The organism is Streptomyces capillispiralis (assembly GCF_007829875.1).
Classification (GTDB): domain Bacteria; phylum Actinomycetota; class Actinomycetes; order Streptomycetales; family Streptomycetaceae; genus Streptomyces; species Streptomyces capillispiralis.
Genome location: NZ_VIWV01000001.1, coordinates 7,358,471 through 7,374,886, shown reverse-complemented (window position 1 = coordinate 7,374,886; position 16,416 = coordinate 7,358,471). Strand labels below are relative to the sequence as shown.

12 protein-coding genes are annotated in these 16,416 nt (G+C 71.7%); 7 read left to right on the top strand and 5 right to left on the bottom strand.

Annotated elements, in window-relative coordinates; genetic code table 11:
• Positions 1-16: 16 nt before the first annotated feature.
• The 3 genes from FHX78_RS32275 (at position 17) to FHX78_RS32265 (ending at position 3,153) form a co-directional block, all read left to right on the top strand.
• A complete protein-coding gene (locus FHX78_RS32275) occupies positions 17-757 on the top strand; it encodes a VOC family protein (protein WP_145870889.1) in 741 nt (246 codons plus the stop codon).
• A gap of 175 nt (positions 758-932) precedes the next feature.
• On the top strand, positions 933-2,186 hold the full coding sequence (locus FHX78_RS32270; RefSeq protein ID WP_145870888.1) for an NAD(P)/FAD-dependent oxidoreductase: 1,254 nt from the start codon (positions 933-935) through the stop codon (positions 2,184-2,186).
• 10 nt (positions 2,187-2,196) lie between these two features.
• Positions 2,197-3,153 (top strand): sigma-70 family RNA polymerase sigma factor, encoded by a 957-nt coding sequence (locus tag FHX78_RS32265; protein WP_189908645.1) that lies wholly within the window; start codon positions 2,197-2,199, stop codon positions 3,151-3,153.
• Positions 3,154-3,226: 73 nt separating this feature from the next.
• On the opposite strand, the gene FHX78_RS32260 is transcribed toward FHX78_RS32265, so the two are convergent.
• A complete protein-coding gene (locus FHX78_RS32260) occupies positions 3,227-3,787 on the bottom strand; it encodes a hypothetical protein (RefSeq protein WP_208766194.1) in 561 nt (186 codons plus the stop codon).
• 675 nt (positions 3,788-4,462) lie between these two features.
• Here FHX78_RS32260 and FHX78_RS32255 point away from each other — a divergent pair.
• Together FHX78_RS32255 and FHX78_RS32250 are read left to right on the top strand one after the other, a co-directional pair.
• Complete coding sequence (locus tag FHX78_RS32255) at positions 4,463-5,095, top strand: RNA polymerase sigma factor (RefSeq protein WP_145870886.1); 633 nt, start codon at positions 4,463-4,465, stop codon at positions 5,093-5,095.
• On the top strand, positions 5,092-6,180 hold the full coding sequence (locus tag FHX78_RS32250; protein WP_189908647.1) for a CU044_5270 family protein: 1,089 nt from the start codon (positions 5,092-5,094) through the stop codon (positions 6,178-6,180). Before FHX78_RS32255 ends, FHX78_RS32250 begins: the two co-directional genes overlap by 4 nt.
• Positions 6,181-6,385: 205 nt before the next feature.
• Here the strand turns inward: FHX78_RS32250 and FHX78_RS32240 are convergent, their stop codons facing one another.
• The gene (locus tag FHX78_RS32240; protein ID WP_145870884.1) at positions 6,386-7,783 is read right to left on the bottom strand and encodes a glycoside hydrolase family 43 protein; all 1,398 of its coding nucleotides are present in this window, start codon (positions 7,781-7,783) and stop codon (positions 6,386-6,388) included.
• Positions 7,784-8,502: 719 nt separating this feature from the next.
• Here FHX78_RS32240 and FHX78_RS32235 point away from each other — a divergent pair.
• Both FHX78_RS32235 and FHX78_RS32230 read left to right on the top strand, forming a co-directional pair.
• On the top strand, positions 8,503-9,330 hold the full coding sequence (locus FHX78_RS32235) for a pentapeptide repeat-containing protein (protein WP_145870883.1): 828 nt from the start codon (positions 8,503-8,505) through the stop codon (positions 9,328-9,330).
• Positions 9,331-9,540: 210 nt separating this feature from the next.
• Positions 9,541-10,773 carry a cytochrome P450 gene (locus FHX78_RS32230; protein ID WP_145870882.1) on the top strand — a complete coding sequence of 411 codons (1,233 nt, stop codon included), beginning with the start codon at positions 9,541-9,543 and terminating at the stop codon, positions 10,771-10,773.
• 82 nt (positions 10,774-10,855) lie between these two features.
• Here FHX78_RS32230 and fabD read toward each other — a convergent pair whose 3' ends face one another.
• From fabD to FHX78_RS32215, 3 genes are read right to left on the bottom strand one after another with little or no spacing between them, the layout of a single operon-like run.
• Positions 10,856-12,808 carry an ACP S-malonyltransferase gene (fabD, locus tag FHX78_RS32225; RefSeq protein WP_244403716.1) on the bottom strand — a complete coding sequence of 651 codons (1,953 nt, stop codon included), beginning with the start codon at positions 12,806-12,808 and terminating at the stop codon, positions 10,856-10,858.
• A 4-nt stretch (positions 12,809-12,812) separates the two neighbouring features.
• A complete protein-coding gene (locus FHX78_RS32220; protein WP_145870881.1) occupies positions 12,813-15,149 on the bottom strand; it encodes an enoyl-CoA hydratase/isomerase in 2,337 nt (778 codons plus the stop codon).
• On the bottom strand, positions 15,137-16,402 hold the full coding sequence (locus tag FHX78_RS32215; RefSeq protein ID WP_145870880.1) for a hydroxymethylglutaryl-CoA synthase family protein: 1,266 nt from the start codon (positions 16,400-16,402) through the stop codon (positions 15,137-15,139). The genes FHX78_RS32220 and FHX78_RS32215 overlap by 13 nt, the downstream gene beginning before the upstream one ends.
• Positions 16,403-16,416 lie beyond the last annotated feature (14 nt).

The following is a 16,416-nucleotide window of genomic DNA, read 5'->3' as shown; positions in this document are numbered from 1 at the left end:
CCCTAGGATCGCCGGCATGGCACTGCGACCCGTCATGGTGAACATCAAGGCCCTCGATGCTCCGGCGGTCGGCCGGTTCTGGGCGGAGGCGCTCGGCTGGACCGCGTACAGCCCCGGCGTGACCACCTATGTCGGCCCCGGCGGCGGCCTCGTGTGGCCGGACCCGGTCGTCCTCGGCATCGACGTCGTGCCCGTTCCGGAACCGGGGACGGCGACGAAGAACCGGGTGCACCTCGATCTCGCCACCACCTCGGCGGCCCACCAGGCGGAGCTGGTCGCGCGCCTGCGCGCCCTCGGCGCGACGCCCGCCCAGGTGGGCCAGGGCCGGGTGCCGTGGACGGTGCTCGCCGACCCGGAGGGCAACGAGTTCTGCGTGCTGGAGCCCCGGGAGGTGTACCGGGACACCGGGCCGATCGCCGCGGTGGTCGTCGACTGCGCGGACCCGCGGGCCATGGCCCGGTTCTGGGGCGAGGCGACGGACTGGACCCTGCGCGAGGTGACCGACGACCAGGCGGTGTTGCGCTCCGCCGGGAACACCGGCCCGTATCTCGAGTTCCTCCGGACACCGGACGTGAAGACCGTGCCGGACCGCGTCCACCTCGACCTGCTGCCGTACCCCGGTGACGACAAGGAGGCGGAGGTGGCCCGGCTGCGGGCGCTCGGCGCCACCGACATCGACCTCGGCCAGGGCGACGTCCCCTGGACGTGCCTGGCCGACCCCGAGGGCCACGAGTTCTGCGTCCTCGCCCCGTCCTGACGCGGAGCGCCGCAGCACCCCGCCGGCGTGCGCCGCGTCCGCGCGCCGTACGGTCGTGCGGGTCGTACGACACCCATCCAGCGGGTGTGACTCACGTCACATGCGTTTCCTGTCAGCAATCGGGTCGCCGTTCCGCTCAGTCCACGGGAGCAAGCGAACCGACAGGGAGCAGACCATGAAGCACCGCATCGTCGTCCTCGGCGCCGGCTACGCCGGGGCCTACGTGGCCGGGAACCTGGCCCGCCGGCTGTCGCCGGCGGACGTCGGGATCACCGTCGTCAACGCCGAGCCGGACTTCGTCGAACGGCTGCGGCTGCACCAGCTCGCGGCCGGCCACGAGGCCGGCACCCGGAAGCTCGCCGATGTCTTCGCGGGGACGGGGGTACGGCTGCGCCTGGCCCGTGTCACGGCCGTCGACCCCGAGCGCCGTGTCGTCGCCGTGGCCGACGACGCCGGCGGCGGTGAGATCGGCTACGACACCCTGGTCCACGCGCTCGGCAGCCACGTCGCGGACCACGGTGTCCCCGGCGTGGCCGAGCACGCCTTCGACGTCGCCGGCCGGCCCTCGGCGCTGCGCCTGCGCGAACGCCTGGACGGCCTGGACCGGCGGGGAGAGGGCGGGAGGGTGCTGGTCGTCGGCGACGGGCTGACCGGCATCGAGACCGCCACCGAGATCGCCGAGTCCCGGCCCGGTCTGTCGGTGACGCTGGTGGCCCGCCGGGAGCTGGGCGCCCAGCTCTCCGCCGGGGCCCGCGGCCACCTGCGGCGGGCCTGCGACCGGCTGGGCATCACCGTCCTGGAGCACACCGGCGTCGAAGCCGTCGAAGCGACACGGGTGCTGTGCGCCGACGGCACCGCCCTGGCGTCCGACGCGACCGTGTGGACGGCCGGGTTCGCGGTCGGCCCCCTCGCCGCCGCCGGCGGGCTGGAGGTCACCGAGAGCGGCCGGATCGTCGTCGACGGGACCATGCGGTCGGTCTCGCACCCGCATGTCTACGCCGTCGGCGACAGCGCCTGGGCCGTCGGCGACAACGGCCGGCCGCTGCCGATGTCCTGCGCCTCGGCCGGCTACACCGGCCGGCAGGCCGCGGACGCGATCGTGGGACGCCTGACCGGCCGCGGCATCGCGCACACCAAGCTGGTCTACGTGGGCAACCACATCAGCCTGGGGCGGCGCGACGCGATCCTGCAGATGGTCGACGCCGAGGCGCGGCCGAAGCCGAAGTACCTGGGAGGCCCGACGGCCGCGCGGATCAAGGCGGGCATCCTCGGGCTCTCCCTGTGGGCCATCGCGCACCCGACCTTCGGCCTGCCCCGGAGGAAGCGCCGCGTGGCCGTCGCGCCGGACGCGTCGTCCGCCGCCGAACCGGTCGGGACCGCCCAGGGTGTGCCGTCCGTCTCCCGGCGCGTCGCGAACGACGCCTCCTAGGGTGGTCCGCGTGGACAGCGCCGCCGCCGACGAGTTCGACACCGGCCGCTTCGAGGCCGGCCGGAACCGGCTGGCCTCACTGGCGTACCGGCTGCTGGGCTCCGCCACCGACGCCGAGGACGCCGTGCAGGACGCCTTCCTGCACTGGCAGGCCGCCGACCGGCGGCGGATCAGGGTGCCGGAGGCATGGCTGACCAGGGTCGTCACCAACCTGTGCCTGGACCGGCTCCGCTCGGCACAGGCCCGCCGCGAACGCACCGCCGGCGCCTGGCTGCCCGAACCGCTCCTCGACGGCGACCCGATGCTCGGTCCGGCCGACACCTTCGAACAGCGCGAATCGGTCTCCCTGGCCGTGCTGACCCTCATGGAGCGCCTGTCACCCCTCGAACGGGCCGTCTACGTCCTGCGCGAGGCGTTCTCGTACAGCCATGCCGAGATCGCCGGGATCCTCGACCTCACCGAGTCCGCGAGCCAGCAGCACCTCCACCGGGCCCGGCGCCGTCTCACCACCGCGCGCCGCCGCGGCGGTGGGACGGACCCCGCATCCGCCCGCAAGGTCGTCGAGGAGTTCCTCGCCGCCGCCTCGTCCGGCCGCACCGAACGGCTGGTGGCGCTGCTCACCGACGACGCGACCGCGATCTCCGACGGCGCCGGCCTGGCCGAGCGGCTGCTGCGGTTCGACACCCCGCGGCGCATCGCCGCCGTCGCACGGGCCGGCTTCACCCCCACGCCCGCGAAACGGCGACTCGCCGGCGGTACGCCGGCCATGCACTACGCCCTCGTCAACGGCGCCCCCGCCGTCCTCGTCGTGGTCGGCGACAAGGTGGTCGGCGCCGTGACCTTCGACATCGCGGACGGGAGGATCGCGACGGTGCGCGGCATCGCCGCCCCCGCCCGTCTGATCCGCCTCACCGCGGCCTGGCGCCGGCACGAACCGGACACGCCGCCGCTCATCCCCCGGTGGTGAGCCGCCACCGGGGGGGCGGCGAACCGCCACCGGCCGTCGGCACGACTCCGCCTACTGCCGTCTCTGCGGCTCCTCAGGGCGGGCTCGCGTCGGCGTCCCGCACGGGGACGGCCGTGGTGTGGGTCAGGCGGTGGGAGCGTACGACCGCGACCACGCACCCGGCGACCAGTGCCGCTGCCCGGCCGCCGAGGCCGGGCAGCGCCCCTCCCGCCGTCGCGTCCGCCGCCACCCCGCGCGACGGCACCCGTCCGTTCGGGTCGTGGACGACGGCGACCGGCCCGCCCTCGTCCAGTGTCACCACCCCGGCCTCCACCCGCCCCCGCTCCGCCGGCACCACACCCGTGGCCGCCTGCGGCGCCTGGAGCGCGAGGCACACGCCGAGCACGGCGACCATGCCGATCAGCGCCCGGCCCGCCCGCACCAGGCCGAGATAGAGGCAGAGCGCGCCGACACCGACCAGAGCGGCCTCGCCCCTGGCCAGTACGGGCAGGCCGTACCAGGCGCCGACGACCGTGGACCCCACGATGAACGCCACACCGAGGGTCCCGGCGAGAAGCCCCTTCCCCACCAGCCGCCACGGAGGGAACCCGACGAACTCCGCGGGGCCCCAGACCACGGCCCTGACGTGCGTCATCAGATGCGGCTCCGGTGGCGGCGGAGCGAGACGTGGCCTGCGCATGCGTCCTCCGCCCTCTGTGCGAGTCTCCGGCTACGGCTTCGCATCCTGCCACCGGGCTCTGACAATCCTCACTGCCCTCAGCCGGACGGACGGCCGCCTCGCACGTTGCCGGGTTCCGGCAAAAGACCCACCGCGGCGGCGCCTCGACGGTGCGGCGGCGAAGCCCCGTGCGGGTGCGGGTGTCCGCCCGCCCCGCTCCGTCCGCACCCGTGACCGCGAGAATCCCGCGCACACTGAATCGGTATCGCCTCGCGCGGGGAGCCCCTCCGGAATACCGCACCCACACACGGCAGTTCCCCTTCACGGCAGCATGGTGCTTGCGGCCTGCGACCTTTATTGCGTGGGTCCGATCAGTTGGTTCCCAGCGCGCCTCGGAGAGGTCACTGGGATACGGGCGGTGTCGCGTCGTGTTGCGGTAGTACCGTCGAGCAGGCCGCCTCCCCAGGGCGCAAACGAGGCCGCCCAGCACGCGTGTCACCAACGTCCCGGGACAGCACATCTAGGGCGTCGCTCCGGGCGTGTGCCCGTTTGCGCGGGTGCAGGAGAGATCCCCCTGTGGACTCGTGTCGGCCCGGAAGGGGTGTGACGCAGGCCACGGGAACCCCGGCGGGGCTGCGGAGAGTACATGGTGTGAGAGACACAGATCGAGATGATGAGCTACGTGCGCGCATAAGAGCCGGGGACCGCGATGCGTTCGGCACCCTGTACGACGCACACGCGCGTGCGGTGTACAACCACGGGCTGCGGCTGACCGGGGACTGGTCGCTGGCGGAGGACATCATGTCCGAGACGTTCCTCGCCGCGTGGCGCACCCGGGCTTCCCTGAACGTCGAGGGCGGGTCGCTCAGACCGTGGCTCCTGGGGATCGCCACCCATAAGGCGCACAATGCCACACGCCGCCTGCGCCGACAGCGCCTGTTCCTCTCACGCCAACCGGCTCCACCTGCGGTGACGGACTTCGCCGAGGAGAGCGCGGGCCGGATCGACGACGCCCGCAGGCTGGCCGTGGTCCGCAGCGCCCTCAGCGGACTGCGCAGCCAGGACCGTGAAGTTCTCGTCCTGTGCGTGTGGTCCGGCCTCACCTACCAGGAATGCGCCGAGGCACTGGACATTCCCCTGGGCACCGTGCGCTCACGGCTCGCGCGCGCCCGCCGACGGCTCGATCGGCTCAGCGCAAAGAACATGGAACCGCACGGCCCCCGCGGAGAGGTAAAGAAGCAGGCCGCATTCGCGGCCGCGTGCTCACAGGAGGAAAGCCGATGACTGCCTCTAACCGCCATGACGGTTCCGGCGACGACGCCGCACATCTGCGCGGGCTGTTGCCGGACGCACCCGAATGGGACCTCACGCCCACCCGCCACCTCCACCACCGGAACGTGCTGCTGCGCGAGATCGACCAGGAGCAGACGGCCGCCCCCACCCCGGTGACGCCTGCGCTTCAGCGGCGGTGGCTGCGTCCGGTCTTCCTGCTGCCCGCCACGGCCATGGCCCTCGCCGGCGCTCTGATCCTCACGCTTCCCGGCACGGAGCAGGAACCTGGCGCCAAGGCGGAGGCGACCGACGCGAAGCACGCCGCAGCGAACGGCGTAGTGCTCACGCTCGACCGCATCGCCGCCGCGTCCATGGAAGTCGACGTCGAACCGGTCCGCGACGACCAATTCGTCTACGTCCGAAGCCTGGTCCGCGGCAACGAAGGCGCCTTCGACGGCCCGGTGAAGCTCGGCGCTCCACACCGCCGCGAGATCTGGGTGTCTCAGGACTCCGCACCGATCACTCGCACCGGGGTGATCCGTGAGTCCGGAAAGGGTGTTCCCATGTCCGGGCAGCGGATTCCCATCGAGACGGCCGCCCCTGACGGCAGTGCCGAGCAGGGAGTCCCAGCCGGAATCGACCGGCCCACCTACCAGTGGCTGGCCAAGCTGCCCACCGACACCGATGCTCTGCGCAAACTGCTCTACGCCCAGACTCGACCCCTCGAGAACGAATCGAAGGATCAGGCCGTCTTCAGGAAGATCGGCGATCTCCTGAACGAAACGGTCATGCCGCCGGCCAATGCCGCGGCCCTGTACAAGACCGTCGCCACGATCCCAGGCGTGAGCGTGACTCCCGACGCCACCGACGCTGCCGGGCGCCACGGGATCGGAATCACCCGCGAGGAGACCGGCGCCGCGACTCGAGACGAGTGGATCTTCGACCGGAACAGTTTCACACTTCTCGGCTCGCGCTCCTACCTCACGCACACAGCCGGGACCAAGCCCTCCACCCTCTACAACAGCACCGCCATCATGGAAACCGGCGTCGTGGACCGGGACGACCGCGAACCCACGGACAAACAGAAGACGGCCTGAACAACGGGACCGTGCGCACCCTCGCCCCGACAGTGAGCCCTTTCCCACCTGACTGCGGCGGTGAGGTGTTGGAAGCTGCCAGCTGCACGGAACGACGAAGCTCCTGGTGGACGGGTTCTCGACCACGGGCGAAAGCCTTCGTGATCCTGGACGGCACCCCGCTGCCGATCGACCGGATCGCCGCCGACACCCCTACCACTCCGGCTCAATGACCGACCGAAAAGGTGGCGTCGGCGCGGTCCGTGGCGGTGGCGACCGGGTCGATGCGCAGGGCGTAGCCGGAGTGGCGGATGTAGCGGGTGGGGTGATTGTGGGAGCGGAAGGAGGACCAGGCGGCGTCGGCCAGGCCGGCGGTCCGGTGGAAGGTGGCGTCCTGGGCGAAGGCGGCGGTGCCGTCGTGGGCGTCGAGGCGGAGTGCGTAGTCGTAGTGCCGCAGGTAGCGGGTGGGGTGGCTGACGGACTGGAAGGAGACGCCCGAGGTGTCGGCCAGTCCGGGGACCAGCTTCCACTGGGAGTCGGTGTACGGGTCGAAGGGGTAGGGGTCGATCCGCGCCAGGTAGTCGGCGTGACGGACGTAGCGGGCCGGGTAGTTGTACGACTTCAGCCGGTTCCACACGGGGGCGCCCCAGCGGGCGAGGAGTCCGTCGTACTCGGCGGCGGTGATGGGGGCGATGGTGCAGTGTTTGGCGTTGACCGGGTGGGTGTAGAGCCTCTGGTCCACCGGGGTCCAGGTGCCGGCCGCGAGGTCGGTGGTCTGCCAGGCGTAGAGGACGCCGTTGGGGTTGTAGGTGTCGCCCCACAGGTACCAGGTGTGGGAGGTCAGGGACTTCACGAGGGTGGGGGCCTCGGTGCCGCCGTGGGAGACGGCCGTGCCGAAGGGGGTGAAACTGCCCGGGTTCAGTGAGGTGGAGCGGGCGCCCACGAGGGTGCCGTTCCTCTTGAAGTACAGGTAGTTGACGCCGCCCACGCCGACGGCCATGTCGCCGTCGATGACGTCGTAGCCGGGGTCGAAGAAGACCTGGGGGGCGGAGACGGTCGTGAAGTCGCTCGTGTAGTTGACCATCAGGACGTTGTGGCCGGTGGAGTTCACGGCCGAGTAGAGGATGGCGTACTGGCCGCGGCTCGCGTCCCAGAAGGCTTCGGGGGCCCAGCTGTGAGTGGCCATGTCGTGCAGGTGGGGGCGGCGGTAGTTGGTGAAGGTGCGCAGGTCGGCGGAGTCCCACACGTGGATGGTCTGGCTGTTGTAGCCCCAGTCGGTGCCCTTGAGGTCCGTGGCGAGGACGATGAAGCCGCCTTCGCGCTTGCGCATGATGAACGGGTCGCGCAGGCCGCCCGCGCCGGCGGTGGGGGTGACGACGGGGTTGTTCTGGTTCAGCGGCGTCCAGTTGAGGGAGTCCCGGCTGACGGCCAGGTGCAGTCCGTAGTCGGCGCCGAGCCAGTCGGGCGACTCGGTGAAGTAGCCCATGACGTAGGCGGAGTCGGCCGCCCGGGCGGGCCGGGCGCCCAGGGAGAGATCGGCCGCCAGGGCCGCCGTCGTGGCCGCGGCGGCGCCGAGGAACCGTCTGCGGGACGGCATGGCCGGGGTACGGGGACGTGCGTTCATCGGCTCTCCAGGTGTCTGTGGGGGTGGCGCGCGAACGGTGGCGGACGAGCCGGTACGAGTGGTGGCCCGCTCGACGACTCCAGTCCGCGTTCGGAATGACGAACACAGTTCGGGGGATCGGTCAGAAAGTAGGGTGCCACCCCCTGTGCGTCAATGCCTGCCGCACGACTTTTCCGGCATCACCGATCCGGCCAATCAGCCTCCCGCGCCTGCCACTTGAAGATGTCGGCGGTATCGATGCCGCATTGCGGCCGCACCTATGGATCCGCAGTCGCCTCGAACATTTCTCGATATACCGAACGGTGCGACGGTAAGGGCGGAGAGAGACTCCCCGACCACCTTTCCGTTCCTCCCGCCCCCCTGACCAGTACAAACCAGCCCCATGGACACGCAGCGCGACGACAGGTTCACCAGACGCCTCCGGGGAGAACCGAGCGGCCGTTGCCGCCCGGGGTCGGAGGTGTCCACCGCTTGGGGACGGGACAGCCCGGCAGTGCGATCCGGTCCGGTGGTCGAGCGCGGCGAACAGCGGGCGCGGGGCCGTGGGAGCCTCTCACCGACGAAGTGCTCCCAGGTCAGCGGCCACCTCTTCTCCTTTCCGCCGCCCACGGACCAGCTGTCACGATCCGCATACGAGCAGAATCTGCTGATGGGGGACAATGGGAGCGTGGGGATGCGGACACGCCGCCCTCGCCGCACGCGAACCAGGAGTCACCGTTTTGCCCGAGCGCACCTCGTACGCCGCCCACCCCGACCTGCAAGCCGACTGCGGCAGCTGCTTCGGTTTGTGCTGCGTGGCGCTGCCCTTCTCGCGTTCGTCGGACTTCCCGGTGAACAAGTCCGCCGGCACGCCCTGCGGAAACCTCCAGGATGACTTCCGCTGCGGAATCCACGAGCGGCTGCGCGACAAGGGCTACAGCGGCTGCACGGTGTTCGACTGCTTCGGCGCGGGCCAGAAGGTCTCCCAGGTCACCTTCAAGGGCGTCAGCTGGCGCGAGGACCCGGACTCGGCCCGCGCGATGTACGAGGTCTTCCCCGTCGTGCGCCAGCTCCAGGAGCTCCTGAAGTACACCGCGCAAGCCCTGGACCTGCCCTCGGCCCGGCCCGTCCACCGGGACCTCCGCCGCGCGTACGAACAGATCGACGCGCTCACCCGGGACACGGCCCAGACCTTGCTCGCTGTCGACGTGGACGCACTGCGCGGCGAAGTGAACCCACTGCTCCTGCGCGCCAGCGAACTGGCCCGCGCGGCGGTCCCGGGGCGCAAGAAGAACCACCGGGGCGCCAACCTCATCGGCTCGCGGCTGCGCGGCGCGAAGCTGCGCGGCGCCAGCATGCGCGGCGCCGTCCTCATCGCGGCCGACCTGTCCGACGCCGACCTGCGCGACGCCGACCTGATCGGCGCGGACATGAGGGACACCAACCTGTGCGGGGCAGACCTGCGCGGCGCGCTGTTCCTCACCCAGCCTCAGCTGAACGCCGCGCGCGGCGACGCCCGCACGAAGATCCCCCACCCCTTGGAGCGCCCGTCGCACTGGGCGGCCTGACTCGTAAGCAACCTGAGGGCTCCGTCCCCCGCCCGGCCTCGCCAGGTACTCCCCCGCGTCCGTCCTCGTCCGGCCGGTGCCGCTGGTGCCCCGGCCGCACTACTGTGATCCGCGCACTCTTATCCCGCCGCGGCCGATGGCAGAGGCGGTGGTTCCCTCGGAACCGGCCGCCGGGGTCCCTCCAACCGGTGCTAACGCAAGGAGCTCGAGATGACCGGGGGCGTTCTCCCTCAGGAACAGATACCGCTGTTCAATCCCTTCGCCGAGGGGTTCACCGACAATCCGTATCCGCAGTACGCGACGCTCCGCGAAACCGCCCCGGTCTATCCGCACCCCATGGGGTTCTGGGTGGTCACCCGGTACGAGGACGTGTTCGGCCTGCTGCGCTCGGGTGCATCGGTCGAACTGCGCAATGTCGACTCCAGCGGGTTGGAGAGCCTGCGCCAGAAGGACGAGTCGCGCAAGACGCCGCTCATCGACGGCTTCTCGATGATCGACCGTGACGCCCCGGACCACACCCGGCTGCGGCGCCTGGTGCAGAAGGCGTTCACACCGAAGTCGATCCAGGCGCTCGCACCGCGCATCGGCGAGCTCGTCGACGGCATGCTCGACCGCATCGCCGAGGACGGCGGCGCGGACCTGGTGCCCGCGCTCGCTTCGCCGCTGCCGTTCACGGTGATCGCGGACATGCTGGGCGCCCCGCCCACCGACCACGAGCGGATCCGGGAGCTGAGCGGCACGATCGTCCGCTCCCTGGAGCCCGTCGCCGACCCCGCCCTCATGCAGGAGATCGAGAACGCGGACGCCGAACTGGCCGCCCTCACCGCCGAGATGATCGCCTGGAAGCGGCGCAACCCCGCCGACGACCTCATGACCGCCCTCATCGAGGCCGAGGAGGACGGCGACAAGCTGAGCGACGACGAACTGGTCGCGCAGATAGAGCTGCTCTACATCGCGGGCCACGAGACGACCGTGAACCTGCTCGCCAACGGCACCCTCGCGCTGCTGCGCCACCCCGAGCAGCTCGGCGCGCTGCGCGCGGACGCCGGCCTCATGCCCAACGCCGTGGACGAACTGCTGCGATACGACAGCCCGTTGCAGTCGAGCCGCCGCATCACGCTGGAGCCGACGGTGCTCAGCGGCGTGGAGATCCCGCCGGGCTCGATGGTGGTCGCCGCTCTCGCCTCCGCGAACCGCGACGCCGCACGCTGGGGCGAGGACGCGGACACGCTGCGCCTGGACCGCGAAGGGGCCCGCGCCCACCTGGCGTTCGGCTCCGGCTCGCACCACTGCCTCGGCGCGGCCCTGGCCCGTCTGGAGGCGAGCATCACCTTCGAGCGCATGCTGAAGCGGTTCCCGGACCTCGCCCTGGCCGGTGACGTGACCTGGAACGGCCGCATCAACGTGCGCGGTGTGGCCTCGCTGCCGGTCTCGGCCGGCTGACCGGGCCGACGCCGGCACCTGCCCGAGAAGGCGCCAGGGGCCCACCAAGGCACGGTGGGCCCCTGCTCCGTGCCCGCCGGAGTCAGACCAGGGCGGACGCCCTTCCGGTGATCTCCTCCAGGCCCTCGCACAGCCGGCGCATCGACGCCGCGTTGTTGCCGAACTGGTTGATCGCGAACGCGCCCCGGTAGCCGGGGCCGTAGCCGTGCTTGAGGAAGTTGGCGAAGGAGCCGCTGGCGCTCAGGTCGACGAAGTAGTGGCGTGCCGGGTCGCGCAACGCGGTGGCCATCAGCTCGTCGAAGCGCACGCGGCCCCGGACGACGTCCCACGCGTAGTCGTCCCAGCCGGTCAGCGCCGTGGCGTCCAGCTCTGCCGCGTACACGCACGAATACACCGGCAGGCCGGGCGAGTTCACCGTGACCGCGCGCCCCAGGCTCCGGCACTCGTGCCGGATGTCGTCGAGGAGGCTGGAGTGGAAGCCGTGGCGCACCGGCAGCCGGACGGCGATCACCCCTTCCCGGTCGAGCGCTGCGCGGGCCTCGGTGACCCGCTCGGCCTCGCCGCTCACGACGAAGTTGCCGGTGTCCTCGCCGTGGAAGTTGACGCCCGCCAGGGCGAGTCCGGCGAACAGGTCGCGGCGCCGCTGGTACAGGGAGGGCGGGGCGAGGACGCTGAGCATGCCGCCGGGGCGGCAGCGCAGCTCGAGGAGGTGGGCCTGCTTCATCACGAGGTCGAGGCCGTCCTCGAAGGACATCGCCCCGGCAACGGTCGCCGCTACGTACTCGCCGAGGCTGTGGCCGAGGACCGCGTCGGGCCGGAAGCCCTCCGCGCGCAGGGCCTCGGTCAGGCTCCAGCCGACGCTGTAGAGCGCCGCGTGCGTGTGCAGGATGTCGTCGAAGTCCTGGCCGCGCCGGGTTCCGTCGTGCATCGCGGCGACCAGCGACGTGCCCTGTGCGGCCTCGTACTGGGCGCTGCAGCGGTCCATGGCCTCGCGGAACGCGGGGTGGGTGTCGTACAGCTCCTGCCCCATGCGGTAGTACTGCGTGCCCTGGCCGCCGTACATGAAGACGACCTCGGGGCGCCGCGCGGTCCGGTGCGGGGCGGGGCGCGGCGGTCCCGCGGGGACGGACGGGTGCGGCGGGGCGACGGGCCCCGAGAGGGGTGAGGGCTCCGCCACGGCCAGCGGCTCCTCGCGGATCTTGGCGGTGAGCTTGGTCAGGACGTCCCCGGGGCCGAACTCACGGAAGTCGTCGTGGCCGCTCGCCAGCAACCGGGAGACGGACTCGTACCAGCGCACGGGGCTCGAGATCTGCCGCACGAGCAGGTCGGTGTATCCGGTCGTGGGATACGGGCGTGCCGTGCAGTTGGCGATCACGGGGATGCGCAGCGGGCGGAACGCGACGCCCGCCAGGTGGCGGGCGAACTCGTCCTGGACGTCGGCCATGCAACGCGAGTGGAAGGCCGCGCTCACGTTGAGGGGGACGAACCTCGCTCCCGCCTCGGTGTACGCCGCGCGGACGGCGGGCGCGTGGATCTCGTCGTGGACGCCGGAGAGGATGCACTGGCCGCGGGAGTTGATGTTGGCGATGTCGATGCCGGAGTACGGCAGCGCGGCCAGGATCTCCGCGACGCGCTCCTGGTCGAGGTTGACGACGGCGGCCATCGCGCCCTTGGGCGCGCGGCTCATCAGCTCGCCGCGCCGGCGCACGAGGTCGAGCCCGGTGACGAAGTCGAAGGCGCCCGCGGCGAACAGGGCGCTGTACTCCCCCAGGCTGTGCCCGGCGACGACGGCGGGCGGGGCGCCGCCGGAGTCGACGTGGTCGAGGTACTGCAGGGCGCTGACGGCGTAGAGGGCGGGCTGGGTGTACTCGGTGCGGTGGAGGACCCGGTCGGGGTCGTCGACGCACAGGTCGCGCAGTGAGTAGCCGAGCAGCCGGTCCGCGCGGGCCACCAGGTCGGGGTACTTCTCGAACAGCTCCTTGCCCATGCCCTTGCGCTGGGAGCCCTGCCCGGGGAATACGTACACGGAAGTCATGTGATCACTCAGCCGTCGTGGTGTCGGAGGAGGGCGGGGTGCCGCCCGCGGCCAGGGCGCCGTAGGCGGCCATGCGCTCGGAGAGCAGGGCCGCGGTCCCCCGCAGCAGCCGCTCGGCGATGACGTCGACCCTGCGGCCGCGCCAGGGCTCCAGCTCGGTGCCGCGCACCCAGGTGTTGAACGCGCCGAGGGCGGGGCCGCAGTGGATCTGGTGGTCGACGCGCGGCTCCGCGCCGCGCAGCGCGAGGCGTGTGGAGTGCACGAAGTACCAGCGGAAGACGTGGGCCATCTTCTGCTTGGGGCTGCGCTCGACCTCCGCGAGCCGGGCCGGGGAGCGCCGTGCCAGGTGGGCGCGGGTCTCCTCCCACACCTCGTCGAGGGACCGCCGGAAGTACTTGTTCTCCAGGGTGGCCCGGGTGCGTGCGTCGAGGTCGTCGAGGGAGTCGTGCCGCAGGTAGAGCTCGTACAGCTTCTGGGCACGGGCGGGGAAGAAGGTGCTCTTCCTGACGGCTTGGACGCGGGCCCCGACCTCGAACATGTCGCCCGCGGGCGCGTACTCGGTGTCGTGCACGCCGAGGCCCTGGAGGAGGTCCTTGACCTCGTCGCTGGTCCCGGCCTCCACGGTGCACTGGTTGATGGAGCCGGTCACGAGGAAGTCGGCGCCCAGGGTCAGGGCGGCGAGGGCGGCCTCGGGGGTGCCGATGCCGCCCGCGGCGCCGACGCGCACGCCGTTCTCCTCGGAGTAGCCCTGCTCGCGCGTCACGCGGTCGCGCAGGGCGCGCATGGCGGGCATGAGGACGTAGGCGTTGCCGCCGTCGGTGTGGCCCGCCGAGTCCGCCTCGACGCACAGGTCCTGCGCCAGCGGGAGGCGGGCGCCCAGTCCGGCCTGCTCGGGGGTGATCAGGCCGTCGTCGAGCAGGCGGCGGACCAGGGGTTCCGGGGCGGGGCGCAGGAAGTGCTCGGCGACCTCGGTGCGCGACACCTTGGCGACGATGTGGTGGTCCTGGCGGAGTCGTCCCTCGGCGTCGGTGCGCAGGCCCGCGAGACGGTAGCGGACGAGCGGCAGCGTGGGCCGCAGATAGGCGGACGCCTCGACGGAGCGCACGCCGTGGCGCAGGTACAGCTCGACGGTACGGTCCTCCAGGTCCGGGTCGTCCGGGCTGTTCAGGAGGTTCATGCCGAAGGCGCGGCCGGGGTCGAGTTCCTTCCTGATGCGGGTGATCGCGTCGTCGATCTCGTCGAGGGGGAGCCCGCCGGTGCCGAAGAAGCCGAGCATGCCCGCGTTGCCGAGCGCGATGACCAGGTCGACGGAGGCGATGCCCTTGTACATCGCTCCGGCGGCGTAGGCGTAGTCGACGCCGTGGGCCGCGCGGAAGTGCGGGCTGCCGAGGGCCCGGGGCGACAGGGCGGGCGGCCGCGACGGGACGGCGGGCCGCCGGTGCTGTGGTTCCACGGTGGTCTCGCTCGGGGAGGGCTGCGGAGGCGGTGACGGCTGCGGGGGCGGTGACGGCTGCGGGGGCGGTGACGGCTGCGGGGGCGGAGCGGCGGTGGCGTCCTGGCTCGCGGTCTCCCAGGGGAAGACGCCCTCCTCGGTGTAGCGCCGGATGGCCCGTAGGTTGTCGGGGTCGCCGAAGACGCGGCGGTTGGTGGCGAGGGCGACGTCCTTGGTGTGCTCGGTGAGCGGGGACAGCTCGCGCAGATACGCCTTGTAGCCCGCGACGCCCTTCTTCGAGAGCCGGCCGAGGCGCTGGAGGTGGCGCTTCAGGAGGGGTTCGCCGGGGGTGCCGAGCGCGTCGACGAGTCCCCACTCGTGGGCCTGCCGGGCGTCGACGGTCTGGGTGGTGGCGGCGAGGTAGTGGGCGCGCTGGAAGCCGGTCCTGCGGATCAGATAGGGCAGCACGACGGCCGGGATCAGGCCGAAGAGCAGCTCGGAGAGGCCGAAGGTCGCGCTCTCGTCGGCGATCACCACGTCGCACGCGGCCACCAGGCCGACGCCGCCCGCGTTGGTCCTGCCGCGCACGTGCGCGACGGTGAGCACGTCGGCGTACGCCAAGCGCCGGAAGAGTTCGAACATCGGCTCGGGGTCGAAGGACGTGTCCCGGCCCGTGCGCACCGCGTCGCTGATCACGCCGAAGTCGGCACCGGAGCAGAACACCTCGGGCGATCCTTCGAGCACGACGACGGTGGTGTGCTGCGCGCCGGCGGCGCGTGTCAGGACGTCGTCGAGTTCGTGGACGAGCGTGGCGTTGATGGCGTTGCCCGCCTCCGGCCTGTGGATCCGGGCGAAGAGCACGCTGCCCTGTTCGCGGACGCGCAGGGTGGAGTAGGTCAGTCGATCCATGCGTACTCCCGGTGGAACTCCTTGATCGCGCGCAGGACGAGGCGCGGTGACGCGCCCGCGGCGCTCCGGGCGGTCCGGGCGACGAAGTCCTGGTTCACGACGGTGTCGCGGGTGCCGACGCGGACGAACGCGCTGTCCCGCAGGAGCTGGTCGTACTCGTCGAGGGAGAGCTCGTGGCGGGCGTCGAGATGGGCTTCGATGCCCATGGCCCGCAGCCGCCGCGCGCCGTCCGGGGTGACGACACCGCTGTAGAACTCCGAGCAGCAGCCGGATCCGTACGAGAAGAGTCCGATGCGCCGCGGGTCGGGGTAGGCGCCGTCGCAGATGGTGCCGGCGAGGGAGAGGAAGACCGTCGCGCCCATGATGTTGCCGACGCGCCCGCAGTAGCCGAGGCCCGGCGCGACGCGACGCTCGAAGTCCTCGGCGACCTCCGCGCCCTTGGCCTTGGCGAACTTGCGCATCATGGTGCGGTGGGCGCCCTTGACCATGCCGCCGAAGGGGGTGTGGAAGGCGAGGTACTGGAAGGTGTCGCGGTAGTCGGCGCCCTCCACCTTGGCCTCGTAGGCGCGGTAGGCCTGTTCGCAGCAGTCCAGGTACGACATCAGGGACAGGTCGACGTCGCCGGCCTCGCTGTCCGGGGCGGGGCGGCAGGTGTCCATCACCTCGTAGCCGTAGGTGCCGCTGGCGCCGACGTCGAGCTGGAAGACGTGCGGGGCGTCGCTGACGAGCAGGGCGACGGCGCCCGCGCCGCCGCTGGGTTCGGCGTACGCCCAGTCCTGCGCGGCCGCGTCGTCGCCGTCCTCCAGGATGTAGCGCGAGATGTCGGTGGCGATCACCAGGGCCTTGGCGCCCGGCGAGGTGCCGGAGAGGATGAAGTTGCAGGCCATCTGGAATCCGGCGGTGCCCGCGTAGCAGGCCTGCTTGACCTCGAACATGCGGCAGTTGCGGCTCAGGCCCAGCTGGTCGTGCAGATACGTGCTCGCCGACTTGGAGAAGTCGAAGCCCGACTCGGTGCAGGTGATGAGGAGTTCGATGCGGCTCTTCTCCTCCTCGCTCATGCGGTCGAGGAGCGGCCGGGCCGCGTTGGCCCCGAAGGTGACCGGGTCCTCGAAGGGCAGCGCGACCGTCTTCTCCTTCATCAGGAGGTTGTTCAGGCGCGCGAGGTCGAGCTGGCGGTGCCGCGCCAACTGCATGACGTCGAGCACGGCCGAGCCGCCGAACACGTTCATCGCTTCGATACCGACGCGGGACATGGGGTTCGCTGTTC